General features: G+C 70.0%; 22 protein-coding genes, 1 tRNA gene and 1 riboswitch. Of the genes, 20 read left to right on the forward strand and 3 right to left on the reverse strand.

The genetic code is table 11. From position 1 onward, the window contains the following. Positions 1 to 84 precede the first annotated feature (84 nt). The 11 genes from ACZ3IC_RS01555 to ACZ3IC_RS01605 all read left to right on the forward strand — a co-directional run bounded on the left by ACZ3IC_RS01555 (position 85) and on the right by ACZ3IC_RS01605 (position 12,907). Positions 85 to 741, forward strand: coding sequence for a SurA N-terminal domain-containing protein (locus ACZ3IC_RS01555; protein ID WP_467411488.1), 657 nt, complete (start codon positions 85 to 87; stop codon positions 739 to 741). A gap of 40 nt (positions 742 to 781) precedes the next feature. Next, positions 782 to 1,756, forward strand: a complete 975-nt coding sequence (locus ACZ3IC_RS01560; protein ID WP_467411490.1) for a nucleoside triphosphate pyrophosphohydrolase — start codon at positions 782 to 784, stop codon at positions 1,754 to 1,756. A gap of 138 nt (positions 1,757 to 1,894) precedes the next feature. After that, complete coding sequence (locus tag ACZ3IC_RS01565) at positions 1,895 to 3,211, forward strand: cytochrome P450 family protein (protein ID WP_467412087.1); 1,317 nt, start codon at positions 1,895 to 1,897, stop codon at positions 3,209 to 3,211. Positions 3,212 to 3,316: 105 nt separating this feature from the next. Continuing rightward, complete coding sequence (locus ACZ3IC_RS01570; protein WP_467411492.1) at positions 3,317 to 4,267, forward strand: LysM peptidoglycan-binding domain-containing protein; 951 nt, start codon at positions 3,317 to 3,319, stop codon at positions 4,265 to 4,267. Between the two features lie 298 nt (positions 4,268 to 4,565). Beyond that, positions 4,566 to 4,737: riboswitch (cyclic di-AMP (ydaO/yuaA leader) on the forward strand. 3 nt (positions 4,738 to 4,740) lie between these two features. Further along, positions 4,741 to 5,511, forward strand: coding sequence for a transglycosylase family protein (locus ACZ3IC_RS01575; RefSeq protein ID WP_467411493.1), 771 nt, complete (start codon positions 4,741 to 4,743; stop codon positions 5,509 to 5,511). A 380-nt stretch (positions 5,512 to 5,891) separates the two neighbouring features. Further along, entirely contained in the window at positions 5,892 to 7,181 is a 1,290-nt protein-coding gene (eno, locus tag ACZ3IC_RS01580; RefSeq protein WP_467411495.1) for a phosphopyruvate hydratase, read from the forward strand. A gap of 119 nt (positions 7,182 to 7,300) precedes the next feature. Continuing rightward, positions 7,301 to 7,771: an FtsB family cell division protein gene (locus ACZ3IC_RS01585; RefSeq protein WP_467411497.1), complete on the forward strand. Its 471-nt coding sequence runs from the start codon at positions 7,301 to 7,303 to the stop codon at positions 7,769 to 7,771. Between the two features lie 59 nt (positions 7,772 to 7,830). Beyond that, positions 7,831 to 8,373: a DUF501 domain-containing protein gene (locus tag ACZ3IC_RS01590; RefSeq protein WP_402000592.1), complete on the forward strand. Its 543-nt coding sequence runs from the start codon at positions 7,831 to 7,833 to the stop codon at positions 8,371 to 8,373. A gap of 97 nt (positions 8,374 to 8,470) precedes the next feature. After that, positions 8,471 to 9,412 (forward strand): Ppx/GppA phosphatase family protein, encoded by a 942-nt coding sequence (locus ACZ3IC_RS01595; protein WP_467411498.1) that lies wholly within the window; start codon positions 8,471 to 8,473, stop codon positions 9,410 to 9,412. Between the two features lie 460 nt (positions 9,413 to 9,872). Continuing rightward, positions 9,873 to 11,258: an NAD(P)/FAD-dependent oxidoreductase gene (locus ACZ3IC_RS01600; RefSeq protein WP_467411500.1), complete on the forward strand. Its 1,386-nt coding sequence runs from the start codon at positions 9,873 to 9,875 to the stop codon at positions 11,256 to 11,258. Positions 11,259 to 11,602: 344 nt separating this feature from the next. Continuing rightward, positions 11,603 to 12,907: a class I SAM-dependent methyltransferase gene (locus ACZ3IC_RS01605; protein ID WP_467411501.1), complete on the forward strand. Its 1,305-nt coding sequence runs from the start codon at positions 11,603 to 11,605 to the stop codon at positions 12,905 to 12,907. A gap of 171 nt (positions 12,908 to 13,078) precedes the next feature. On the opposite strand, the gene ACZ3IC_RS01610 is transcribed toward ACZ3IC_RS01605, so the two are convergent. Beyond that, positions 13,079 to 15,610 (reverse strand): ABC transporter permease, encoded by a 2,532-nt coding sequence (locus ACZ3IC_RS01610; protein WP_467411503.1) that lies wholly within the window; start codon positions 15,608 to 15,610, stop codon positions 13,079 to 13,081. Positions 15,611 to 15,668: 58 nt separating this feature from the next. Next, on the reverse strand, positions 15,669 to 16,439 hold the full coding sequence (locus ACZ3IC_RS01615) for an ABC transporter ATP-binding protein (RefSeq protein ID WP_467411504.1): 771 nt from the start codon (positions 16,437 to 16,439) through the stop codon (positions 15,669 to 15,671). A gap of 640 nt (positions 16,440 to 17,079) precedes the next feature. Between ACZ3IC_RS01615 and ACZ3IC_RS01620 the strand changes: the two genes are divergently transcribed. From ACZ3IC_RS01620 to ACZ3IC_RS01660, 9 genes are all read left to right on the forward strand, one after another. Then, positions 17,080 to 17,165, forward strand: a tRNA-Leu gene (locus ACZ3IC_RS01620). A 359-nt stretch (positions 17,166 to 17,524) separates the two neighbouring features. Further along, on the forward strand, positions 17,525 to 19,372 hold the full coding sequence (gene glmS, locus ACZ3IC_RS01625) for a glutamine--fructose-6-phosphate transaminase (isomerizing) (protein ID WP_467411506.1): 1,848 nt from the start codon (positions 17,525 to 17,527) through the stop codon (positions 19,370 to 19,372). A 20-nt stretch (positions 19,373 to 19,392) separates the two neighbouring features. Beyond that, positions 19,393 to 19,761: a holo-ACP synthase gene (locus tag ACZ3IC_RS01630; protein ID WP_467411507.1), complete on the forward strand. Its 369-nt coding sequence runs from the start codon at positions 19,393 to 19,395 to the stop codon at positions 19,759 to 19,761. A 4-nt stretch (positions 19,762 to 19,765) separates the two neighbouring features. Then, positions 19,766 to 21,226, forward strand: a complete 1,461-nt coding sequence (locus ACZ3IC_RS01635; protein ID WP_467411510.1) for an NAD(P)H-hydrate dehydratase — start codon at positions 19,766 to 19,768, stop codon at positions 21,224 to 21,226. A gap of 98 nt (positions 21,227 to 21,324) precedes the next feature. Next, positions 21,325 to 21,711, forward strand: coding sequence for a DUF488 domain-containing protein (locus ACZ3IC_RS01640; protein ID WP_467412088.1), 387 nt, complete (start codon positions 21,325 to 21,327; stop codon positions 21,709 to 21,711). Between the two features lie 99 nt (positions 21,712 to 21,810). Next, positions 21,811 to 22,965: an alanine racemase gene (gene alr, locus ACZ3IC_RS01645; protein WP_467411511.1), complete on the forward strand. Its 1,155-nt coding sequence runs from the start codon at positions 21,811 to 21,813 to the stop codon at positions 22,963 to 22,965. A 93-nt stretch (positions 22,966 to 23,058) separates the two neighbouring features. Continuing rightward, on the forward strand, positions 23,059 to 24,333 hold the full coding sequence (locus ACZ3IC_RS01650) for an alpha/beta fold hydrolase (RefSeq protein ID WP_467411513.1): 1,275 nt from the start codon (positions 23,059 to 23,061) through the stop codon (positions 24,331 to 24,333). Beyond that, positions 24,302 to 24,865, forward strand: coding sequence for a tRNA (adenosine(37)-N6)-threonylcarbamoyltransferase complex ATPase subunit type 1 TsaE (gene tsaE / locus ACZ3IC_RS01655; RefSeq protein WP_467411514.1), 564 nt, complete (start codon positions 24,302 to 24,304; stop codon positions 24,863 to 24,865). Before ACZ3IC_RS01650 ends, tsaE begins: the two co-directional genes overlap by 32 nt. Before the next feature lie 232 nt (positions 24,866 to 25,097). Next, a complete protein-coding gene (locus ACZ3IC_RS01660) occupies positions 25,098 to 25,295 on the forward strand; it encodes a hypothetical protein (RefSeq protein ID WP_467411515.1) in 198 nt (65 codons plus the stop codon). A 58-nt stretch (positions 25,296 to 25,353) separates the two neighbouring features. On the opposite strand, the gene ACZ3IC_RS01665 is transcribed toward ACZ3IC_RS01660, so the two are convergent. Beyond that, a complete protein-coding gene (locus ACZ3IC_RS01665; RefSeq protein WP_467411517.1) occupies positions 25,354 to 25,917 on the reverse strand; it encodes a hypothetical protein in 564 nt (187 codons plus the stop codon). Positions 25,918 to 26,014 lie beyond the last annotated feature (97 nt).

Genomic DNA, 26,014 nt, shown 5'->3' on the forward strand with positions numbered 1-26,014 from the left:
GTGGCCCCAACCACATCCACTGCCTAACATCGATCACCGCAAGGTCTTGTGCACTGATGCACAAACTCTCCCCGGGAGGTTCCTTTGCACCGCCGCCGTCGCACCGCGCTCACCGTTTCCGCCGCCCTGCTCGCCGGCGCCCCACTTCTGGCCGCCTGCGGCAACGAGGCCCACCCGGGCGCCGCGGCCGTCGTCGGCGGGGACCGGATCGAGGTGTCCACACTGCAGGGCCAGGTGGCGGCGGTACGCGAGGCCCAGCGCGATTCGAGGGACGCCTCCCAGCTCATCGACAAGTCCGGGCAGCTCAGCCGGGCCAAGCTGCACGGCCTGATCTTCGACCGGGTCCTGGACCGGGCCGCGCGGGACGCGGGCGTGACCGTCAGCCGCAACGAGATTCAGCAGCTGCGGAAGGCGGCGGCCGCCCAGTCCGGGGGAGAGGCACAGCTGCGTACGGCGATGCTCCAGCAGAGCTGGGTCGCCCCCGAGCAGATCGATGCCGTCCTGCGCGAGCAGGTCCAGCTGACGAAGCTGGCCGAGGCGCTCGGCGCCGACCTGCAGCAGCCCGACGGGCAGAAGGCCGTCGGTGATGCGCTCAGCAAGGCGTCGAAGGCACTGAAGATCGACGTCAATCCGCGCTACGGCGCCTGGGACAACAAGCAGACCCAGCTCGCCAACTACAAGGCCCCCTGGATCACCCAGGTGACGAAGCCCGCCGAGGCGGGTGCCGAGGCCGGAGTCTAGGGCAGGACGGCGACCCGGCCCACCGAGGTAGATTCGAACGGTGAACGCTGAAGACCCCGGCCGTATCGTCCTGCTCACCGCCAGCCACCGCGTCGCGCCCGGACTCCTGTCCTGGCCCGCCTGGCAGGCGCTGCATGCCGCCGACCGGGTTCTCTGCGCCGAGCAGGACCACCCGCAGCTGCCATATCTGCGCGAGGCGGGCGTCGGCGTCGAGCACTCCGCGCCCACCGCGCAGGAACTCGTCGACATCTGCGCGGGTGGACGGAGTGTCGTCGTCGTCACGGGCGGCGAGGGCAACCAGCCGCTGACCGACGGGCTTGCGCGGCTCGCCGGTTCGGGGCGGGTGCGGATGCCGAATCTGGAGCTGCTGCCCGGCTCGTACGATCTGCCGGGCGCTCGGCTCCTCGATCTGGTCCAGGTCATGGACCGGATCCGGATCGAATGCCCCTGGACCGCGCAGAAGACCCACAAGGGCCTCGCCAAGTACGCCATCGAGGAGGCGTACGAACTCGTCGAGGCGATCGAGGACGGCGACCGCGACGAGCTGCGCGAGGAACTCGGGGACGTACTCCTCCAGGTCGTCTTCCACGCCCGGATCGCCGAGGAGGGCCGCCCCGAGGACGGGGAGGAGCCGTTCTCCGTCGACGACGTGGCCGCGACCCTCGTCGAGAAGCTGATCCACCGCCACCCGCACGTCTTCGGGGACGAGACCGCCGAGACCCCGGAGGACGTGCACGCGCACTGGCTGCGGACCAAGGCCGTCGAGAAGCAGCGTGACTCGGTCACCGATGGAGTACCACTCGGCCAGCCCGGGCTGGCGCTCGCGGCGAAACTGGCCGGCCGGGTCCGTACCGCGGGGCTCGATGTGGCACTCCCCACGGGCGACGGCATCGGTTACGAGCTCCTCGCCCTCGCCGTACGCGCCGAGCAGGACGGCGTCGACCCGGAGGCCGCACTGAGGGCCGCGGGCCGTGCCTACCGGGACGCCATCCGGGCGGCGGAGGGCAACGGATAACGTCGGGGGGTGAACCACAGCCCCGCCGACCCGCCCGCCGACAGCCCCGAGGACCAGCCCGCCGGCCGACCCGCCGACCTGCCCGTCGACAGCCCCGAGGACCAGCCCGCCGGCCCGCCCGTCGACAGCCTCGCCGACCTGCCCGCCAGCCCGTCCGCCGACAGCCCCGCGGACCAGCCCGCCGCCTGCCCCGCCGGCGCACCCGAGCTCTTCACCTGGGAGTTCGCCACCGACCCGTACCCGGCCTACGCCTGGCTGCGCGAGCACAGCCCCGTGCACCGGACCGCGCTGCCCAGCGGCGTCGAGGCCTGGCTCGTGACCCGGTACGCGGACGCCCGGCAGGCGCTCGCCGACGCCCGGCTCTCCAAGAACCCGGCACATCACGCCGAGCCGGCGCACGCCAAGGGGAAGACGGGTATCCCGGGTGAACGCAAGGCGGAGCTGATGACGCATCTGCTGAACATCGACCCGCCCGACCACACCCGCCTTCGCCGCCTCGTATCCAAGGCGTTCACCCCGCGCCGGGTCGCCGAGTTCGCGCCGCGCGTGCAGGAGCTGACGGACCGCCTCATCGACCGCTTCGTCGCGGAGGGGAAGGCGGACCTCATCCATGACTTCGCGTTCCCGCTCCCCATCTATGCGATCTGCGATCTCCTCGGCGTCCCGCCGGAGGACCAGGACGACTTCCGGGACTGGGCGGGCATGATGATCCGCCACGGCGGCGGCCCGCGCGGCGGGGTGGCCAGGTCGGTGAAGAAAATGCGCGGCTATCTCGCCGAACTGATCCACCGCAAGCGGGAGAACCCGGGGGACGACCTGATCTCGGGGCTGATCCGGGCCAGCGACCACGGCGAGCACCTCACCGAGAACGAGGCCGCGGCCATGGCCTTCATCCTGCTCTTCGCAGGGTTCGAGACGACGGTCAACCTCATCGGCAACGGGGTGTATGCCCTGCTGCGCAACCCCGGACAGCGTGAGCGGCTGCAGCGCTCCCTCGACGCGGGGGAGAGCGAGCTGCTGGAGACCGGGATCGAGGAACTGCTGCGGTACGACGGTCCGGTGGAGCTGGCGACCTGGCGCTTCGCCACCGAGCCGATGACGCTCGGCGGACAGGACATCGCGGCCGGCGATCCCGTGCTCGTCGTGCTGGCCGCCGCCGACCGTGACCCGGAACGCTTCGAGGACCCCGACACGCTCGACCTCGCACGGCGTGACAATCAGCACCTCGGATACGGGCACGGCATCCACTACTGCCTGGGAGCACCGCTCGCCCGGCTGGAGGGACAGACCGCGCTCACCACGCTTCTGAGGCGCCTTCCGGACCTGCGACTTGCGGTGAAACCTACCGATTTGCGGTGGCGTGGCGGGCTCATCATGCGTGGACTGCGCACGCTCCCTGTGGAGTTCACGCCGGGGCTCGCCCCGACGTCACCTGACGCATCGTCAACTCTGTGACTTTCACGTGATCTGTGCTGCATCGACTTGTGACACGCGTTCGAGTCCCGCTAGGTTCACCGTTCGACTCACCAGTCACTCGTCAGTCACACGGAAGGCAACCCCATGGGCTCCGCGAACGGCAGACACCGTCGCCCTCGTCAGGCACCCGCCATCGTCGTCGCCGCGGGCGTGACCGGATCGGCCATCGCCATCCCGCTGCTCGGCGCGACAGGTGCGTACGCGGCCGACGCCACGACCTGGGACCAGGTGGCCGAGTGCGAGAGCGGTGGCATGTGGAGCGCCGACCTCGGTAACGGCTTCTACGGCGGCCTGCAGTTCTCGCAGGAGACCTGGAAGGCGTACGGCGGCGAGTCCTACGCCCCGCGTGCCGACCTCGCCAGCCGCTCGCAGCAAATCGCCGTGGCCGAGAAGGTTCTGGACGACCAGGGACCGCGGGCGTGGCCCAGTTGTGCGGTCATCTCCGGCCTCGCGAAGGACGGGGCGTTGCCCGGTGTCGACCCGGGGTCCGTGCCCTCCAACGAGCCGACGCGGAGCGCGGAGTCGTCCGATGGTGCCACGTCGTCGGACGGCGCATCGGACACCGTGGACGGCTCCAAGGGCTCCAAGGGCTCGGACGTGACCGACGAGCCGGCCGGCAAGGCCAAGCCCTCCGCGAAGCCGTCGACCACCACGTCGACCGCCCCGTCCTCCGAAGCGCCCGATTCGTCCAACTCGTCAAGTACATCTGATTCATCCGATTCGTCCAGCGGTGTGGGTGGCAAGCACCGTGGCGCGCCGGCCCCCGAGGGGAGTCGGAACGCGAACGGCGGTGATGGGCGCGAGTCGGGTCGTCATGCCTCCCGCGGTGCCGGTGACGCGCGCGACGCGGGTGCGGCGGCCGCCGACGGCGCGTACACCGTCCGTCCCGGCGACAACCTCTGGGCGATTGCTGATGCACAGAAGGTTCCTGGTGGGTGGTCGGCGCTCTACGAGGCCAACAGGGGGGCCGTCGGCTCCGACCCGGACCTCATCCTCCCTGGCCAGAGCCTCGATCTCGCCTTGAAGGCCGAGTGAGGGCAGTCTGAAAATCGGTTAAAAGGGCCGCAAAAGCCGGGTAGTTAAGAGACCTATGTCCGTTTATGTGCATGTGAGACATGGGTCTCTTTGCGTCAACTGGCGTGTCGCGCCTGGGGAACCCTTCCATGCCGCCCTCACCTGCGAAAACGGTGATTCCTTGGGCGCGAGTAAGGGCTGATTGTCCGATGTGTGCGTCTTTGAATGTGAGAGTTGCGTATGTTTACGTTCGAAATCGCTCGCACCGCGGGCCCCGTCGACCGTCACGCCGAATCCTGCCGTCGGTCGAAGGGAACAGACGCGTAAAGCGCCGTAGGCAGGAGCGGGGGACCCAGGTAAGCGCCGGGCCCGATCGTCGAAAGACGCGTCAGGACCGGCTTGGGGTGAAGTCGCGCGCTAGGACGTGCGACCGGGCAACTCACTTGGCCCGAACCCGACAGCTCACCTCGTAGGCGTCGGTGAGGGGAAGTTCCATGCTGTTTTCCAGCAAGGGCAAGCATCGCCGCCCGTCCAAGGCCGTCCGTATCGCCACGCTCGCCGGCGTCGCCGGTACCGCTGTGGCCGTTCCGCTGATGGGTGCGACCAGCGCCTCGGCCGCCTCTGTCGCCACCTGGGACGCCGTCGCCCAGTGCGAGTCCGGCGGCAACTGGTCCATCAACACCGGCAACGGCTACTACGGCGGTCTGCAGTTCTCGCAGTCCAGCTGGGCCGCCGCCGGCGGTACGCAGTACGCCCCCCGTGCCGACCTGGCCACCAAGGCCCAGCAGATCGCCACCGCCGAAAAGCTCCTCGACATCCAGGGCCCGGGTGCCTGGAGCTGTGCCGCTGCCGGCAACCTGACCAACGACGGCGTCGACCCGGGCGTCGACACCGGCTCCTCCTCGGAGTCCTCCTCCGCGCCCACCGAGCAGCAGAGCACCCCGGCCGCGCCGGAGCAGCAGTCGCAGCCGGCCCAGCAGGCGCAGCCGCAGGAAGCCGAGCGTGCCGAGGCCCCCGCCGCCTCCCGCTCGGACCGCTCCGCCGCCCCGCAGGCCGAGTCGGAGGAGACCGTCACCACCCCGACTGGCGAGCAGGTCGAGAAGGGCGACGGCGAGTACGTGGTCGCCTCCGGTGACTCCCTGAGCGAGATCGCCGCCGACCACAACGTCGAGGGCGGCTGGCAGCAGCTGTTCGAGCTGAACCAGGACATCGTCAAGGACGCCGACCTGATCTACCCGGGTCAGCAGCTGCACCTGACGAAGTAGTCCAGGCCCTCTCCCCCTGAGCACCCCGGCCCGGCGCGCATTCCCCCCGTATGCGCCGGGCCGGGGTTTCTGTGCGCGCGACACCTCCGCGCGGTGCTTGCGTGCGGTGCCTGTACAGGGAGTGCCTGCATAGAGGGAGTGCTTGTGCAGGGAGTGTCGGCTGTCACACGGGGAACGCAGGCCGTGTGTGATCGTTCAACTGTTGTAGTCGTTAGCCAGTAAAATTCCTGCTGTTTGCCCGGTAATGTGCGCTCCTGGGTCTTTTTCCGTCCCAGGGGACGGGCGGTCGTCCGACTGAGCGGGCCGGGCCGGTTAGGCTCTTGTCGCAAGGCCGAAGTGACCCTGCACAACCAGTGTCATATCCCAGAAGGAGATGCCTCGTGCCGTCCATCGACGTCGTCGTAGCCCGGGAAATCCTCGACTCCCGGGGGAACCCCACGGTCGAGGTCGAGGTTGGTCTCGACGACGGCAGCACGGGTCGTGCTGCCGTGCCGTCCGGCGCCTCCACCGGTGCGTTCGAGGCCATTGAGCTTCGCGACGGTGACCCCAACCGTTACCAGGGCAAGGGCGTGGAGAAGGCCGTCCTCGCTGTCATCGAGCAGATCGGCCCGGAGCTCGTCGGCTACGACGCGACCGAGCAGCGGCTGATCGACCAGGCGATGTTCGACCTTGACGCCACCGAGAACAAGGGCTCGCTCGGCGCCAACGCCATCCTCGGCGTCTCGCTGGCCGTCGCCCACGCCGCCTCCGAGGCCTCGGACCTGCCGCTGTTCCGCTACCTCGGTGGCCCGAACGCGCACCTGCTGCCCGTTCCGATGATGAACATCCTCAACGGTGGGTCGCACGCCGACTCCAACGTGGACATCCAGGAGTTCATGATCGCCCCGATCGGCGCGGAGTCCTTCTCCGAGGCCCTGCGCTGGGGCGCCGAGGTCTACCACACGCTGAAGAAGGTCCTGAAGACCAAGGGCCTTTCGACCGGTCTCGGTGACGAGGGTGGCTTCGCGCCGAACCTGGAGTCGAACCGCGCCGCCCTCGACCTCATCATCGAGGCCATCAAGGAAGCCGGCTACGCCCCGGGCAAGGACATCGCGCTCGCGCTCGACGTCGCCGCGTCCGAGTTCTACAAGGACGGCACGTACGAGTTCGAGGGCAAGTCCCGCTCGGCCGCCGAGATGACCGAGTACTACGAGGAGCTCGTCTCCGCTTACCCGCTGGTCTCCATCGAGGACCCGCTGTACGAGGACGACTGGGCCGGCTGGAAGGTCATCACCGACAAGCTGGGCGCCAAGGTGCAGATCGTCGGCGACGACCTGTTCGTCACCAACCCGGAGCGTCTGGCCCGCGGCATCGAGGAGGGCTCCGCCAACGCCCTGCTCGTCAAGGTCAACCAGATCGGTTCGCTGACCGAGACGCTGGACGCCGTCGAGCTGGCCCAGCGCAACGGCTTCAAGTGCATGATGTCCCACCGCTCCGGCGAGACCGAGGACGTCACCATCGCCGACCTCGCCGTCGCGGTGAACTGCGGTCAGATCAAGACCGGCGCCCCGGCCCGTTCGGACCGCGTCGCCAAGTACAACCAGCTGCTGCGCATCGAGGAGATCCTCGACGACGCCGCGGTGTACGCGGGCCGCTCGGCGTTCCCGCGGTTTCGCTCTGCGAACCAGTAGGCACAGCAAGGGCTGAGTGTGCCGGTCCTTCGAGGCCAACGGCTCCGGCCTCCGTCCGTCCCCGTACTCGGTCCCGTACCGTGTGCGGGGACGGACGTGCGTAATGGGGAGGCGGAGACATGGCCGCGAAGGACCGGGACCTGTTCTCCACCGCGACCCGGCTGCGGCTGCTCGGCGAGCAGACCGCCGCCCGCGTCTACCGGTCACAGAACCGCCGTCAGGCCCGCCGCTCCCGGCTCACCGGCCGAGCGGCCTTCCTCGCCCTCGTCGTCTGCTCCCTGGTGGTCGCGCTCGCGTACCCGATGCGGCAGTACGTGTCGCAGCGGGACGAGATCGCCGACCAGGAGCGTCTGGCGCGGGAGGCCCGGGTCCGCACCGAGGAGCTGCGCGACGAGAAGGCGCGCCTCCAGGACGATGCGTACATCAGGCAGCTGGCCCGCAAGCACCTTCACTACCTTCTTCCCGGGGAGACCGGTTACACGGTGATCGACCCCGACATGGTCAAGGAGCGCAACGGCGAGACGGACGAGTCCGGCCGGCCGTGGCACTCCAACCTCTGGGACGGCGTCGACAGCGCCGACCGCGACTGACTCTCTTCATCCATCTGCAGAACCGCAGTTCGAGCAGCCCGATCAGAACCTAGGCAGGCATGGAAACCCCTCCTCCGCAGACCGAGTCCACCGCGCCCACCGAGGCGGACATCGCCGCGTTCCAGCAGCAGCTGGGCCGCCCGCCGCGCGGGCTGCGCGCGATCGCGCACCGCTGCCCGTGCGGCAACCCGGACGTGGTCGAGACGCAGCCCCGGCTGGAGGACGGTACGCCGTTCCCGACGACGTACTACCTGACGTGCCCCCGTGCCGCGTCCGCGATCGGCACGCTGGAGGCGAACGGCGTCATGAAGGAGATGACCGAGCGTCTGGGTACGGACCCCGAGCTGGCCGCCGCGTACCGGGCCGCGCACGAGGACTACATCGCCCGGCGCGACGCCATCGAGGTCCTTGAGGGCTTCCCGAGTGCGGGCGGCATGCCGGACCGGGTGAAGTGCCTGCACGTGCTGGTCGGGCACTCGCTGGCCGCGGGGCCCGGGGTGAACCCGCTGGGCGACGAGGCGATCGCGATGCTGCCGGAGTGGTGGCGCAAGGGGCCGTGCGTGACGCCCTGCCGGTCCGCGGACGCGGGCGACGAGGCCTGACCGTTGCCGGGGGCTTTTGTCCCCCGGCCCCCCGCTCCTCGGTCGCCGGAGGAGCTCGATCCGGGGCTCCTCCCCGGTATTCACGACAGGAGCACTCATGACCCGCGTGGCCGCCATCGACTGCGGTACCAACTCCATCCGACTGCTCGTCGCCGACGCGGACCCGTCCACCGGTGAGCTCGTCGAGCTCGATCGCCGGATGGAGATCGTCCGCCTCGGCCAGGGCGTCGACCGCACCGGCCGGCTCGCGGCCGAGGCCCTGGAGCGGACGTTCGCCGCCTGCCGTCAGTACGCGGAAGTGATCAAGGAGCACGGGGCGCAGAAGATACGCTTCGTCGCCACCTCCGCCTCCCGCGACGCGGAGAACAGGGACGAGTTCGTCCGCGGCGTGCTGGACATCCTGGGCGTCGAACCCGAGGTGATCAGCGGCGACCAGGAGGCGGAGTTCTCCTTCACCGGCGCCACCAAGGAACTCGCGGGCCGCGATCATCTCGTGAAGCCGTATCTCGTCGTGGACATCGGCGGCGGCTCCACCGAGTTCGTCGTCGGCGACGACCATGTGCGCGCCGCGCGTTCGGTGGACATCGGCTGTGTACGGATGACCGAGCGGCACCTCGTGCACGACGGTGTCGTGAGCGATCCGCCGACCGCCGATCAGATCACCGCGATCCGTGCCGACATCGACGCGGCCCTCGATCTCGCCGAGGAGACCGTCCCGCTCACCGGGGCGGCCACCCTTGTCGGTCTCGCCGGGACGGTCACCACGGTCGCCGCGATCGCCCTGGGGCTCGACGTCTACGACTCCGAGGCGATCCACCACTCCCGGATCTCCCTCGACCAGGTCCAGGAGATCACCGGACGGCTCGTCACCTCCACCCACGCCGAGCGTGCCGCGATCGGTGCGATGCATCCGGGACGGGTCGATGTGATCACCGCCGGGGCGCTGATCCTGCTCGCCGTGATGAAGCGGACCGGGGCCCGGGAGGTCGTCGTCAGCGAGCACGACATCCTCGACGGAATCGGCTGGTCGATCGCGTAGTCCCGCTTCCGCGGGAGCAGTGTGCGGCGGCCTGGCGCAGGGTGCGGGAATGGCGCTCATGCGCACTCCGGCCTGCACTTTCGAGCCTTCGCGGGCCACCCGAGGGGCGCCCCGCGAGAGGCATCGCAACGAACTTCGTGAACTTCTTCACAAGGAATTCGGCTCTACGGGGGGCAGTTCTGCTCCGTATGGGCGTCCAGGGCCGCTCGCGGGGCCGTTCCGTGTCGGTGCGGGACTGCTCCGGACGCGTTGCCGGAGGGTGAATCGGAGCGGTGGTCCACCCGGTCCGGAGACTCAATGCCCAGCTCACAAGCGGTGGCGAACGTCCGCCCCCGCGTCGCGGTTCCCCTTCGGCGTCATGACCTCGGTCACGTGGGCGGGGCAGTGTAGCAGAGGGTGGGGTAAATCTTGTGAAGGGGCTCACGAGCTTGCCCTCGGAGGGGGGTGGATACTCGATGGCATGAGCACCACGGAGCGTCCCAGGATCCTCGTAGTAGGCGGTGGGTACGTAGGCCTGTACGCAGCTCGACGCATTCTGAAGAAGATGCGCTACGGAGAGGCGACCGTCACGGTTGTCGACCCGCGCTCGTACATGACGTACCAGCCCTTCCTCCCCGAAGCTGCTGCCGGCAGCATCTCGCCTCGGCATGTCGTCGTCCCGCTGCGACGCGTACTGCCGAAGGCCGAGGTCCTCACCGGCCGCGTCACGACCATCGATCAGGACCGCAAGGTCGCCACGGTCGCGCCGCTCGTCGGCGAGGCCTACGAGCTGCCCTTCGACTACCTGGTCATCGCGATGGGCGCGGTCTCCCGCACCTTCCCGATCCCCGGCCTCGCCGAACAGGGCATCGGCATGAAGGGCATCGAGGAGGCCATCGGCCTGCGCAACCACGTCCTGGAGCAGCTGGACAAGGCCGACTCGACGACCGATGAGGACGTCCGCCGCAGGGCGTTGACGTTCGTCTTCGTGGGTGGCGGGTTCGCCGGTGCGGAGACCATCGGCGAGGTCGAGGACATGGCCCGCGACGCGGCGAAGTACTACATGAACGTGAAGCGTGAGGACATGCGCTTCATCCTCGTCGACGCCGCCGACAAGATCCTTCCCGAGGTCGGCCCGAAGCTGGGCACCTGGGGCCGCGAGCACCTGGAGTCCCGTGGTGTCGAGGTCTTCCTCTCGACCTCCATGGACTCCTGCGTCGACGGTCATGTCGTGCTGAAGAACGGCCTCGAGGTCGACTCCAACACGATCGTGTGGACGGCCGGTGTGAAGCCGAACCCGGCGCTGGCCCGTTTCGGTCTGCCGCTCGGCCCGCGCGGTCACGTGGACACCTCCGAGAAACTCCAGGTGCAGGGCACCGACTACATCTGGGCCGCGGGCGACAACGCCCAGGTTCCGGACATGATCGGCCGCAGGGCCGGCAACCCGAACGCCTGGTGCCCGCCCAACGCCCAGCACGCGCTGCGTCAGGCCAAGGTCCTCGGCGACAACGTCATCTCCGGGATGCGCGGCTTCCCGCAGAAGGAATACAGCCACGCCAACAAGGGTGCCGTCGCCGGTCTGGGGGTGCACAAGGGCGTTGCGATGATCGTCATGGGCAAGATGAAGATCAAGCTCAAGGGTCGTCTCGCCTGGTACATGCACCGTGGCTACCACGGTCTGGCAATGCCGACCTGGAACCGCAAGATCCGGATCTTCGCCGACTGGACCCTTGGGATGTTCCTCAAGCGCGAGGTCGTCTCGCTCGGTGCCATGGAGACTCCGCGCGAGGAGTTCTACGAGGCCGCCAAGCCGGCCCCGGCACCGGCCGCCGCCAAGGCCGAGGGTGAGAAGGCCAAGGCCTCCTAGCCCGTCCGCGGGCCCACTCGCCCGCGCAGTACGTGCACAACGCCCGAAGGGGCCGTCCGCCATCCGTGGTGCGGGCGGCCCCTTCGGCGTATCCGGCCGCCGCGCGGCGGGGTGCGGTGCGGGGGCTCGATGGCTCGGCCCGGGGACGGCGAGGCGGCCCGCCGGGGGATATGTGTGTCGTGCAGGTATTTTGCCGTTCCGTTGCGCCGTAGCGGGATGGCGCGCGCTCCGCAGACAGTTGATGGGGATGCACTTCGTCGTGGCGCCGCGGGTGTCCGGCGTGGTTGCAGGCATGTTTGAGCATGTTTGGGCACATTGGGAACACCATCACGGAGGTGTGCGCCATGGCAGACGCCGCATTGCGGCTGACCGCTCTCGCCGAGGAGTTGCTGGGAGAAAGACTGCCGGTCCGTATCCGGGCCTGGGACGGCAGCGAATCCGGACCGCCCGGTGCCCCCGTCCTCGTCATCCGGAACCGCCGCGCGCTGCGCCGGCTGCTCTGGAAGCCGGGTGAACTGGGCCTGGCCCGCGCCTGGGTGGCGGGCGAGCTCGATATCGAAGGTGATCTGTACGAGGCCCTGGACCTGATGGCCTCGCTGATCTGGGAGCGCGGCGTGGAGGCCAAGGACGGCGTCCACCCGGTCCGCGACCCGAAGGTGCGGGCCTTCGCCAAAGGGCTGTTGCAGCTCGCCGGCCCCTGGCTCCCGCCGCCCCCGCCGCCCGAGGAGGTACGCCGCCGCACCGGCACCCTCCACACCAAGCGCCGCGACAAGGAGGCCATCAGCCACCACTACGACGTGGGCAATGACTTCTACGAACTGGTCCTCGGCCCGTCCATGGTCTACTCCTGCGCCTACTGGGAGGACGACGGCAACCTTGAGGACGCCCAGCGCGACAAGCTCGACCTGGTCTGCCGCAAGCTCGCGCTGAAGGAGGGCGACCGCCTCCTCGACGTCGGCTGCGGCTGGGGCTCCATGGCCATCCACGCGGCCCGTGAGTACGGTGCCCGGGTCACCGGAGTGACCCTCTCCGTCGAACAGGCCGCCTATGCGAGGAAACGCATCGCGGAGGAGGGCCTGGCCGATCGGATCGAGGTCCGGGTCCAGGACTACCGGGACGTCAGGGACGGCCCGTACGACGCCATCTCGTCCATCGGCATGGCGGAACACGTCGGATCCGTCCGCTTCCGCGAATACGCCGACGACCTCTACGCACTCCTCAAGCCCGGCGGCCGGCTGCTGAACCACCAGATCGCCCGCCGCCCCGAGAGGGACGAGTCCGCTTACCACGTGGACGAGTTCATCGACGCCTATGTCTTCCCGGACGGCGAACTGGCCCCGGTGGGACGGACCCTGACCACCCTCGAAGAAGCGGGCTTCGAAGCGCGTGACGTCGAGTCGATCCGCGAACACTACGCACTGACTCTGCGCAGCTGGGTCGCCAATCTGGAGAAGCACTGGGACCGCGCGGTCCGGATGTCCTCGCCGGGACGGGCCAGGGTCTGGCGCCTCTACATGGCCGCCTCCGCGCTCTCCTTCGAGCACAACAAGATCGGTGTCAACCAGATCCTCGTGGTGCGCCCGGAACAGGGCGGGGCCTCCCGCATGCCGCTGCGGGCCCGCGACTGGACGGCGTCCGCGACCGGCTGACACCGGCACCGGCTGACACCGGCACCGGCTGACACCGGCACCGGCTGACACCGGCACCGGGAGACACCGGCACCGGGAGACACCGGAACCGCGACGCGATACACCGAGGGCCGGTACGCGCAGCTCCGTGCTGCGCGTACCGGCCCGTACCGTCCCGATCCCGGCCGGCTGCTATTCGGTCTTGATCGCGGTCAGCATGTTCAGCTTCGCGGCGCTGCGGGCCGGCCAGAGCGCGGCCAGCACACCCACCAGTCCTGCCAGCGCCAGGAAGAGCGCGATCCGGTCCCACGGGATGACCAGCGCGTAGCCCGGGATCGACGACGCGATGGTCTGGCCGACCGCCCAGCCGAGGAACACGCCGAGCCCGACACCGATCAGCGCACCGAAGAGCGAGATGACCACGGCCTCCAGTCGGATCATGCGCTTCACCCTGCGTCGGTCCAGGCCGATCGCCCGCAGCATGCCGATCTCCTGCTGACGCTCGAAGACCGACATGGCCAGGGTGTTGACGACCCCGAGCACCGCGATGATCAGGGCCATTGCCAGCAGTCCGTACATGATGTTCAGGGCCTGGCTGATGAAGCCGCCGAACGTGTTCCTCATGTCCTGCTGGTCCATGACGGACATCGCCGGGTTGTCTCCCAGGGCGTCGACCACGGCCTGCTCATTGGCCTTCGACGCGCCGCCGTCCATCTTCACCCAGATCTCGCGGATCTCCGGGTAACTCTGGTGCGCGTCCACGATGTCCTTGGGCATCAGGATCGACGCGAGGAACTCGCTCTTCTCGTAGATTGCGCCGACCTTCAGGGTGCCCTTCTTGTCGTCCTCGTACGTCACGGGCAGAGTGTCGCCGGTCTTCCAGCCGTTCGACTTCGCGGTCTTGTCGTCGACGGCGATCTCGCCGTTGTTCAGCGAGTCCAGCGAACCGGAGACCGTCTTCACGGAGAGGACCTGCTGGACATCGCCCGGCGTGACTCCGGAGGCCGAGTGGTACGTTTCGTCCTCGTCCATGAGGTAGGCAGCCTGCTGGGGCGAGACCGCGACGACGCCGTCGGCCTTTTCCAGGGCGGTGAGTGCCGACTCGTCGAGCGGCCTGCCGCTCGCCATCGAGACCATGTAGTCGGCCTTGATGTTGTCCGTCGTGGCCCGGTCGATCGCCTGACCGACGGTGACGCCCAGCACCGAGATACCGGTGACCAGGGTGAGGCCGATCGCCAGCGCCGAGGCGGTGGCTCCGGTACGCCGCGGGTTACGGACCGCGTTCTGCGCAGCCAGCTTTCCGGAGACTCCGAACAGGCGCTGCAGCAGCGGGCGGATCAGTGCGATCACCGGCCGCGACAGCAGAGGGATGAGCACGATGACACCGACCAGCGCGAGGAACGCGCCGAAGCCGACGACGTACCGGCCGGTCGTTCCGGCCTTGGCCGCACCTGCGACGATCGCCGCGCCGCCGAGCAGGGTGAGCACCGCACCGATCGAGTTGCGCAGCACCAGGGACTTGACGGTGGCCGTCGCATGGACGCTGCTCATCGCGGCTACCGGCGGGATCTTCGCGGCCCGACGGGCGGGCAGCCAGGCGGCCAGCACGGTGATCAGGACGCCGACGCCGAACGCGGCAGCGACCGCGGTGGGCGAGATGATCAGCGGTCCGGCCGGGACGTTCCCGCCGAACAGGCTCATCGCGGAGCGCAGTCCGGTGGCGAGACCGAGGCCGAGCACGAAACCGACGACCGACGCGATCACGCCGACCACCGCCGCCTCCAGGAGCACGGAGCGCTTGACCTGGCGGCGGGAGGCGCCGACGGCGCGCATCAGTGCCAGCTCCTTGGTGCGCTGGGCGACCAGCATGGTGAAGGTGTTGGCGATCAGGAAGACGCCGACGAAGAGGGCTATCGCCGCGAAGGCGAGCAGCATTGCGTTGAGGCCGTTCAGACCGCTCTCGATCTGCTTGGCCTGCTCATCGGCGAGGGCCTTGCCGGTCTTGGCCTCGGCGCCCTCGGGCAGCAGCGGCTTCACTTCGTCGAGCAGCTTCTGGTCCGAGGCGCCGGCCGCGGCGGCGACGGTGACCTCCTGGAACTCACCGGGCCTGAGGTAGAGCTTCTGGGCGACCGGGGTGTCGAAGAGGACCAGGCTGCCGCCCGCGTTGACCGCGCCGTCCTCGGTGGTGAAGACACCGGAGAGGGTGTACTCCTTCACCGGCCCGTTCGTGGCGACCCTGACCTGGTCACCGACGTGGTACTCGCCCTTCTTCGCGGTCTCCTTGTCGAGCGCGATGCGGTCGGCCGCGACCGGGCCCGAACCTTCGACGAAGGTGTACGCGGAGTCCTTGCCGTTCTTGCCGGGGGAGTAGTTCCCCCCGGTGTTCGACCAGCCGTTGCCGATCAGTTTGCCGTCGGGGTCGGCGACCCCGGCGAAGCCGGAGACCCGGCCGGTGGCGGTGTCCACACCGTCCAGGCCCCGGATCTTCTCCAGGGTGGCGGCGGTGATGGCGGGCGTCTTCTCGTCGCGCTGGTCGGCGTAGGTGGTGACGGCGACGGCGACGTTGTCGTAGCTCTTCGCCGACTGGTTGCGGAAGGCATTGCCGAGGGTGTCGGTGAAGACAAGGGTGCCGGAGACGAAGGCCACGCCGAGCATCACGGCGAGGACGGTCATCAGCAACCTGGCCTTGTGCGCGAGCACACTGCGCAGGGCGGTACGGAACATGTCTGTCAGTCCTGGGATGGGGAAGTGGTCCGGAAGAGGGCGCGAGGAAGGGCAGGCTTCAGCTGGTACGGCCCTTGGCGTCGAACGCCTTCATCCGGTCGAGGACCCCGTCCGCGGTGGGGTGCATCATCTGGTCGACGATCCGGCCGTCCGCGAGGAAGACGACCCGGTCCGCATAGGAGGCGGCCGCCGGGTCGTGGGTCACCATCACCACGGTCTGCCCCAGCTCGCGCACCGAGTTGCGCAGGAAGCCGAGGACCTCGGCGCCGGAGCGGGAGTCCAGGTTTCCGGTCGGCTCGTCACCGAAGATGATCTCCGGCTGCGAGGCCAGGGCACGGGCCACCGCGACGCGCTGCTGCTGGCCGCCGGAGAGTTCGGTCGGCCGGTGGGTCAGCCGGTCGGAGAGGCCCACCATGTCGATGACTTGGCGCACCCATTCGGCGTCGGGCTTGCGGCCCGCGATGTCCATGGGGAGCGTGATGTTCTCGTGCGCCGTCAGCGTCGGCAGCAGGTTGAACGCCTGGAAGATGAAGCCGATCTTGTCCCGGCGGAGCTGGGTGAGCTGCTTGTCCTTGAGGGAGCCCAGCTCCGTCTCACCGATCCGTACCGAACCGCTGCTGAAACTGTCGAGGCCGGCCACACAGTGCATCAGCGTGGACTTGCCGGAGCCGGACGGGCCCATGATCGCGGTGAACTCGCCCCGCGGGAAGTCCACGGAGACCCGGTCCAGGGCCGTGACTTTGGTCTCGCCCTCTCCGTAGACCTTCGACAGATCCGTGGCGCGGGCGGCCACCGCGGTGACGCGGTGTGCGGTGGAAGTGGTGGTCACGGGAATCTCCTGATTCGGGGCTCCGGCCGAGGGCCTCGTCCGGGGTTGCGTTCGGTTGCGTTCGGAACCCCTCCATCGTCACCGCCGTATCGCCGCAGGTCGTCAGCCCCCGTGCCCGTTCCAGAGGCCCTCTTGAGTCGCACCAAGGGGGTCCCCGCGTCCTCCTGCGGTATGACACCGGCCCTGAGGACATCCGTCCGGCTGCGGATCTTGCCGCCTCTTCGGTCACCTCACCGGGACGGCATGCTCGTCGCTCTGTTGCTGGGAGAGCGCCGTATTCCGCGTCGCAGAGGGGGAGTTCCCGGCCTCTGAGGCGGCCCGGTGCCGGCCCTGAGCCGGGGCCCGGCGCCGGCCCCGTTGCGCGGCGCTCCGACGGCGTCGTTGCCCGGCCCGGTGGCGCGCCCATGGCGATCTATGGCGCGCGCCTGGCAAATGCTCCGTCCGGGTGCGGCGACTTTACGTCAATCCGGATTAACGGTCGCCGTACCCGTGTCCCCGCCCAGGCATGTGACGATGTGCTCCTGCGAGTGCTGACGAACCCTCAAACGGTCAATAAAATAAGACAACATCGCGCCACTGATCCACTGATCGGAGGAAGCTCCCGGATAGGCTCATGTGCCAACGCGGAGCCGCGCGCCAGGCCCGGATGGTGGAATGCAGACACGGCGAGCTTAAACCTCGCTGCCCCTCGGGGGCGTGCCGGTTCGAGTCCGGTTCCGGGCACCACCTTGCGCATGACGGCTGATCAGCCGGAGTGGCGCGAAATGCGCGTGATTGTCAGCCGCGTCATCGTGCCCCGGATCTCGACCAGCCGGGTACGGATTCGCCGTCACCGACAGGGACTGCACCCCACTGGCCGTCGTGTCGTCGAGCGAGGCCGTCCGGCGCCGCTCACTGGCCCCTGCGCGGGTGGCGGAACTCCTGGGGGCCGCCCGGACCATTCTGGGGTGGCGGTGTGCGACCGCCGGTAGCAACTTGTCCTCAATCGCCGGACAGGCTTGATTTGTCGGCCGCTCTCCCTGCCGCCCCGTTCACCTTCTGCGACGATGCGAAGAAGAGGGGCGGGTGACCAGGAAGGGAACGGTATGTGCGGAATCATCGGTTACGTCGGTGGGCAGTCGGCGCAGGATGTCGTCGTCGCGGGTCTCAAGCGCCTCGAATACCGGGGCTACGACTCGGCGGGCATCGCCGTCCTCGCGGACGGCGGGCTGGCCGCCGCGAAGAGGGCCGGGAAACTCGTCAATCTGGAGAAGGCGCTGGTCGAGGCGCCGCTCCCGGCCGGGACCAGCGGGATCGGGCACACCCGCTGGGCCACCCATGGCGCCCCCACCGATGCCAATGCCCACCCGCACCTCGACAACGCGGGCCGCGTCGCCGTCGTGCACAACGGGATCATCGAGAACTTCGCCGTCCTGCGCGCCGAACTCGCCGAGCGCGGCCACGATCTGGCCTCCGAGACCGACACCGAGGTCGTCGCCCACCTCCTCGCCGAGGCATTCTCGTCCTGCGCGGACCTGGCGGAGGCGATGCGGCAGGTCTGCCGGCAGTTGGAGGGCGCGTTCACTCTCGTCGCCGTGCACGCGGACGTGCCCGACGCGGTGGTCGGGGCCCGGCGCAATTCGCCGCTCGTGGTGGGTGTGGGGGAGGGCGAGTCGTTCCTGGCCTCCGATGTGGCCGCGTTCATCGCGCACACCCGTTTCGCGATCGAGCTGGGCCAGGACCAGGTGGTGGAGCTGCGCCGGGAGGGCGTCACCGTCACCGATTTCGACGGGCGGCCCGCCGAAATCCGTAAGTACCACGTGGACTGGGACGTCTCCGCCGCCGAGAAGGGCGGCCACGACTACTTCATGCTCAAGGAGATCGCCGAACAGCCCAAGGCCGTTGCCGACACGCTCCTCGGGCGGATCGACGGCGCGGGCCGGCTCCATCTCGACGAGGTGCGGATCACGCCGCAAGAGCTCCGGGAGATCGACAAGGTCGTCATCGTCGCCTGCGGTACCGCGTTCCACGCCGGGATGATCGCCAAGTACGCCATTGAGCACTGGACCCGCATTCCCTGTGAGACCGAGCTGGCCAGCGAGTTCCGCTACCGCGACCCGATCCTCGACCACCGCACCCTCGTCGTCGCGATCTCGCAGTCCGGCGAGACGATGGACACTCTGATGGCCCTGCGGCACGCCCGCGAACAGGGCGCGAAGGTCCTCGCCATCTGCAACACGAACGGCTCCACCATCCCGCGGGAGTCCGACGCCGTGCTCTACACGCACGCCGGGCCCGAAGTCGCCGTCGCCTCCACCAAGGCCTTCCTCACCCAGCTCGTCGCCTGCTATCTCGTCGCCCTGTATCTCGGACAGATCTGCGGCACGAAGTGGGGTGACGAGATCCGGACCGTCATCCGCCAGCTCTCCGAGATCTCCGGGGCGGTCGGACGGGTCCTGAAGACCATGGAGCCCGTACGCGCACTCGCCCGTTCCCTCGCCGACCACGACACCGTGCTCTTCCTGGGCCGCCATGTCGGCTACCCGGTCGCCCTGGAAGGCGCGTTGAAGCTCAAGGAGCTCGCGTACATGCACGCCGAGGGCTTCGCGGCAGGTGAGCTCAAGCACGGGCCGATCGCGATCATCGAGGACGGTCTTCCGGTCGTCGTGGTCGTGCCCTCGCCGCGCGGCCGGTCGCTGCTGCACGACAAGATCGTGTCGAACATCCAGGAGATCCGGGCCCGCGGCGCCCGCACCATCGTCATCGCCGAGGAGGGCGACGAGGCGGTCGTTCCGTACGCCGACCATCTGATCAGCATTCCCGTTACGCCTACGCTGCTTCAGCCGCTGGTGTCGACCGTGCCGTTGCAGGTGTTCGCCTGCGAACTGGCGACGGCCCGCGGCAATGACGTGGACCAGCCGCGCAATCTGGCGAAGTCCGTGACCGTGGAGTAGCGAGCAGTGAAGGAACATGCGTGATCATCGGGGTCGGGATCGATGTGGCCGAGATCGAACGGTTCGACGCGGCGCTGGTGCGTACGCCGCAGATGGCCGACCGGCTCTTCCTGGAGAGGGAGTTGCTGCTGCCCAGCGGCGAGCGGCGCGGTATCGCCTCGCTCGCCGCGCGGTTCGCCGCCAAGGAGGCCCTCGCGAAGGCGCTGGGCGCGCCGAGCGGCCTGCTCTGGACGGATGCCGAGGTGTACGTCGAGGACAGCGGTCAGCCCCGGCTGAGGGTCCGCGGCACGGTCGCCGCGCGCGCGGCCGAGCTGGGCGTACGGCACTGGCATGTGTCGCTCAGCCATGACGCGGGGGTGGCGTCGGCCGTGGTGATCGCGGAGGGTTGAGCACATGCGTACCGCGTACAGCGTTCAGACGGTTCGGGCCGCCGAGCGGGCCCTGATGGCCAGGCTGCCCGAAGGCGCCCTGATGCAGCGCGCCGCGGCGGGACTCGCGGCAGCCTGCACCGATGTGCTGCGGCGGCGCGGACGGGTGTACGGCTCCCGGGTCGTCCTGCTCGTCGGCAGCGGCGACAACGGGGGCGACGCGCTGTACGCGGGCGCCCGGCTGGCCCGCCGCGGCGCGGGCGTGCGCGCCATGCTCACCGCGCCGGGGCGCGCCCACGAAGGCGGGCTCGCGGCGCTGCTCGCAGCGGGCGGGAGCGTGGCGGAGGGCGACACGGCGACGAGCGCCTGGGGCGGGCACATCGATCTCGTCGTGGACGGGATCACCGGCATCGGCGGGCGCGGTGGGCTGCGCCCGGAGGCCGCCGCGCTGGTGCGGTCCTTCGAGGCAAGCGGTGCGGCCCTCATCGCCGTCGATCTGCCCAGCGGGGTCGAGGCGGACAGCGGCGAGGTGCTCGGCGACGCGGTGCACGCCGACGCGACCGTCACCTTCGGCACGTACAAGCCCGGGCTGCTCGTCGATCCGGCCGCCGACCGGGCGGGCGCGCTGTACCTCGTCGACATCGGGCTCGGGCCCGAGCTGCCCGACGTACCCGACCTGGAGGCGTTGCAGTACGCGGACGTCGCCGCGCTCCTGCCGGTTCCGGGCAGCGAGAGCGACAAGTACCGGCGTGGTGTCGTCGGCATCGTTGCCGGGTCGGCGCGGTATCCGGGTGCCGCGGTGCTGGCCGTCTCCGGGGCGCTGCGGGGCGGTGCCGGAGCCGTGCGGTACGTCGGTCCGGGGGCCGACGCGGTGATCGCCCGCCATCCGGAGACGCTGGTCCACGCGGGGCCGCCGTCGAAGGCGGGGCAGGTGCAGGCCTGGGTCGTAGGGCCCGGACTCGGTGACGGTGCGGAGGCCGTCGAGGCGGTCCGTGACGTGCTGGCCGCGGACGTCCCGGTGCTCGTCGACGCGGACGGGCTGCGGCTGCTCGACGCCGGCGCCGTGCGCTCGCGCACCGCACCGACCGTCCTCACCCCGCACGCCGGTGAGGCCGCAGCCCTGCTCGGCGTCCCGCGCGAGGAGGTCGAGGCGGGGCGGCTCGCCGCCGTACGGGAACTGGCCACCCGCTACCGCGCCACGGTCCTGCTCAAGGGGTCGACGACCCTGGTCGCCACCGACACCGGACACACTCCCGTGCGGGTCAACCCGACCGGAACCTCCTGGCTGGCCACGGCAGGCAGCGGCGATGTCCTCTCCGGTCTGACGGGCTCCCTGCTGGCCGCGGGCCTCGCCCCGCGCGACGCCGCATCGGTCGGCGCCTATCTGCACGGCCTAGCCGCCCGCCACGCCTCCAACGGCTCTCCCGTCGCCGCGCAGGACGTCGCGGAGGCGGTCCCGGCGGCGTGGCGGGACGTACGGGCCTGAGTGATCCTGGGCGCAGGCAGGCGCAGGCAGGCGCGGGCAGGCGCGGGCAGGCGCAGGCAGGCGCCGACAGGGGGCCGCAGGAGTCGACAGGAGGGCCGATCGTGGGCAGCAGCGATGTACGCGTACGCCGGGTGTACGACCCGCAGGAGGACGGTGACGGCACCCGCGTTCTCGTCGACCGGCTCTGGCCGCGCGGCGTGGCCAAGGACCGGGCCCGGATCGACAAGTGGCTCAAGGACGTCACCCCGTCGAACGAGCTCCGCGCCTGGTACCACGAGGACCGCACCGGCACCCGCTACGACGACTTCGTCGACCGCTACCGCACCGAACTGACCGACCCCGCCCACACGGCGGCCGTCGGAGAGCTGGTGGAGCTGGTCCGCGGGGGCGGACCGGTGACGCTGGTCACGGCGGTCAAGGACGTACCGCACAGCCACGTCCCGGTCCTCGTCGACCATCTGGAACGCGAGCTGCGCCGTCACTGAGGCGCGCACACGCAGCAGCACAACGGACGTCCCGGCGACGCACCCTGCCCGCCCCGTCGCCCGAGGGCCCTGTCGTACGCCTCTGAGAGACTGAGCGCGATGAACGAGACAGCGTCCTTGAGAGCCCGTGCCGAGATCGACCTTGCCGCGTTGCGCGCCAACGTGCGTGTACTGCGCGCACGGGCGGCCGGCGCGCAACTCATGGCCGTCGTCAAATCCGATGCGTACGGGCACGGCGCGGTGCCCTGCGCCCGGGCCGCGCTGGAGGCCGGGGCGACCTGGCTGGGCACCGCGACGCCGCAGGAGGCGCTCGCCCTGCGGGCGGCCGGGCTCGGCGGCCGGGTGATGTGCTGGCTGTGGACGCCGGGCGGGCCCTGGCGCGAGGCGATCGAGGCCGACATCGATGTGTCGGTGAGCGGGATGTGGGCCCTGCGCGAGGTCGTCGCCGCAGCCTCGGAGGCCGGCATTCCGGCCCGTATCCAGCTCAAGGCCGACACGGGCCTCGGACGCAACGGCTGCCAGCCCGCCGACTGGCCCGAGCTGGTCGCCGCCGCCCGCACCGCCGAGGACGCGGGCACCGTCAGGATCACCGGCCTCTGGTCCCACTTCGCCTGCGCCGACGAACCCGGCCACCCCTCCATCGCCGCCCAGCTGAACGCGTTCCGCGACATGGTCGCGTACGCGGAGAAGGAGGGCGTCGATCCCGAGGTGCGCCACATGGCCAACTCCCCGGCGACGCTGACGATCCCCGAGGCGCACTTCGATCTCGTACGGACCGGGATCGCGATGTACGGCATCTCGCCCAGCCCCGAGCTGGGCACCCCGGCCGACTTCGGGCTGCGCCCCGTCATGACGCTCAGCGCGTCGATCGCCCTGGTCAAGCACGTGCCGGCCGGTCACGGGATCAGTTACGGACACCACTACACGACCTCCGCCGAGACCACCCTGGGCCTGGTGCCGGTCGGTTACGCGGACGGCATCCCGCGCCATGCGTCCGGCCGTGCACCCGTCCTGGTCGGCGGTGTGCGGCGGCGGATCGCGGGCCGGGTGGCCATGGACCAGTTCGTCGTCGACCTCGACGGGGACGAGATCGAGGTGGGCAGCGAGGCGGTGCTTTTCGGCCCGGGGGATCTGGGCGAGCCGAGCGCCGAGGACTGGGCGCAGGCCGCCGACACGATCGCGTACGAGATCGTCACCCGCATCGGCGCCCGTGTACCGCGCGTCCATCTGCATGGCACCCCGGCCGAGTCCTGACCGATCAAGCTCCCCTGACCAGGCACGATCTGAGCACGACCGGAACAGACCAGCCCTGACCTGACGGATACGACCGACGAGGAGCGCGGCACGGTGAGCGAGATCAGCGCGGGGGACGCGGTGACGACGGCCGCTACGGCGGTCGGCTGGCGCCGGGCAGGGATCGCCGGAGCCGCCATAGGCGTGATCGCGGCAGGTGCGGCCGCCGGTGTCGCGGTCGAGCGGCTGACCGTGGGCCGTGGCATGCGCAGGAAGGCCAGGATGGCGCTGGACGCCTCGGGCCCGTACGGCTCGCTGCGCGGGCTGCCGGGCCGGGCCACGGCCGACGACGGCACCGAGCTGTACTACGAGGTCGACGAGGTCGAACCGGACGGCGGTACGGGGGCCACCGGGGGCGGCGAGAGCGGCACCATCGCCTCCGGTACCGCCACGGGGGCCGGTACGCGCCGCCGTCGGCTCTTCGGCCGCAAGGCGCCCGCGCCCGTCACCGTCGTCTTCAGCCACGGCTACTGCCTCAGCCAGGACTCCTGGCACTTCCAGCGGGCGGCGCTGCGCGGTCTGGTCCGCACCGTCCACTGGGACCAGCGCAGCCACGGCCGCTCCGAGCGGGGCCGGGCCCAGGCGGACGGGGTGACGGTCGGCATCGACCAGCTCGGCCGCGATCTGAAGGCGGTCATCGACACGGCCGCCCCGGAGGGCCGACTGGTACTGGTCGGGCACTCGATGGGCGGCATGACGATGATGGCGCTCGCCGAGCAGTACCCCCAGCTCATCCGGGACCGGGTTGCAGCCGTCGCCTTCGTCGGCACATCGAGCGGGAAGCTCGGCGAGGTCAATTTCGGGCTGCCGATCGCGGGCGTGAACGCGGTGCGGCGGGTGCTGCCGGGGGTGCTCAGGGCACTCGGCTCCCAGGCCGAGCTGGTGGAACGGGGCCGGCGGGCGACCGCCGATCTCTTCGCCGGGCTGATCAAACGGTACTCGTTCGGTTCGCGGGACGTGGACCCGGCGGTCGAGCGGTTCGCCGAGCGGCTCATCGAATCCACGCCGATCGATGTGGTCGCCGAGTTCTACCCGGCCTTCACCGAACACGACAAGAGCCACGTTCTGCCCGCCTTCCGTGACCTCCCGGTGCTGATTCTGGCGGGCGACAAGGACCTGGTGACGCCCAGCTCGCACAGCGAGGCCATCGCGGACCATCTCCCGGACGCGGAGCTGGTCATCGTCCCGGACGCCGGTCATCTGGTGATGCTGGAACACCCGGAAACGGTGACGGACCGGCTGGCGGACCTGCTGGTACGCGTCGGGGCGGTACCGGCAGCGGCTAACGTTGGCGGGCATGGAAGCACCGCACAACAGCCTGGCGGCTGAGGTGGCCGAGGGCGCCGCGCCGGGCACCGTCACCGTGAGCCTCGCCGTCGAGTCCCCCGAACAGATGCAGGCCCTCGGCCGCCGGATCGCGGGTGTACTGCGCCCCGGCGACCTCGTGATGCTCACCGGTGAGCTCGGCGCCGGGAAGACGACGCTGACCCGGGGGCTCGGCGAGGGCCTCGGGGTGCGCGGCGCCGTCACGTCGCCCACCTTCGTGATCGCCCGTGTCCACCCGTCGCTGACCGGCGGTCCCGCACTGGTCCACGTCGACGCGTACCGCCTGGGCGGCGGGCTCGACGAGATGGAGGACCTGGACCTCGATGTGTCGCTGCCGGAGTCGGTGGTGGTCGTGGAGTGGGGCGACGGCAAGGTCGAGGAGCTGTCGGAGGACCGGCTGCAGGTGGTGATCCACCGCACGGTCGGTGACACGGACGACGAACGGCGCTCGGTGACGCTGGTGGGGATCGGGGCGCGCTGGGCGGGACTGCGCGAGGACATGGCCACCGAACTGCCGGGACAGGCGGCCCGGTAGGGGCGTTGTGCGCGCTCAGTAGGGGTCGGTGTTCGCTCCTGTCGGCCATGACGATCCGCAGGCCTCGGCGGCCACCGTCTGGTCGCCCGGCTCGGCAGCGGCGGCATGGGCATTCTTTCCGACAAGCCGTCGGTAAATTCTTGCACGGGGAGCGGTGGTCGTGGTCACATGGGCGTGAGACCTGGTTAGGCCTACCTCACCACGACCTCCACCGGAGCTCCAGGAGGCATCCATGCCGACGCCCGAGCGTGACCCGCAGCCACAGCCACAGCCGCAGCCGCAGCCGCAGTCGCAGCCGCCGTTCGCCTTGTCGATGAAGGATCTGCTGGCCTCGTGCGCCGCCGCGACGGCGGTGTCCAGGCCACCGGCACCGGCCGAGCCGGCCGAGGAAGAGACGGACGGGCTGCCGTCCCGGCGCGACGCGGCATAGCCCGTGCGCGTTGTCCCGTTGGGGACGGGAGCGGGGACAGAACGGCGGCAGCTGACAGTTACGGGACGACGACGACCTTCGTGCCCACCGTCGCGAACTCCCACATCGCATCCCCGTCGGCCCGGGACATCCGCACGCCCCCCGTCTTCAGCGACGGATCCGGGCTCTCCATCGAGCCGTCCAGCGCCGCGCTGAATCCCACGGACAAGCCGTCTGTCATCGCGAACCGCACCACGTGCTCGATCGTCACGCCGTCCGAGCCCTTGGTGGCGGGCCCCGAGCGCGAGTCCACCTGGTGCGTCCCGGGCAGCGGACTCAGCGCGCTCGGCATGACCTCGATGGTCCTGGTCACCTTCCCGGCCGCGTCGACGAGCCACACCTGACGGTCCTCCAGGGCGTACACCACACGCTTCCCGGTACCGGAGTCGGCAGGGAGCGCGGCCGGAGGCTTCTTGTCCTTCGGCTTGTCATGGCCGTCGGCGGGAGCGCTGCTGGAAGTCTTCGGCTTGGGGACGGCGACGGAGTCGGGGGCGTTCGCCGATGCCTGGTAGGCCAGGAAACCGACCGCGGCGAGAGCCGCCGCAGTGAGCCCGGCCACGATTCCCGAGCTGCCCCTAGCCACCGTGCGCACCCCTTTCGCTTCCGTATGTAGTACAAGCGTTTACGTCGTACCCGCGTGTACATGGTGACGGTAGCAGCCGGGGCCGGTCGTACCAGGA

Source organism: Streptomyces sp. NPDC002958 (assembly GCF_055563255.1).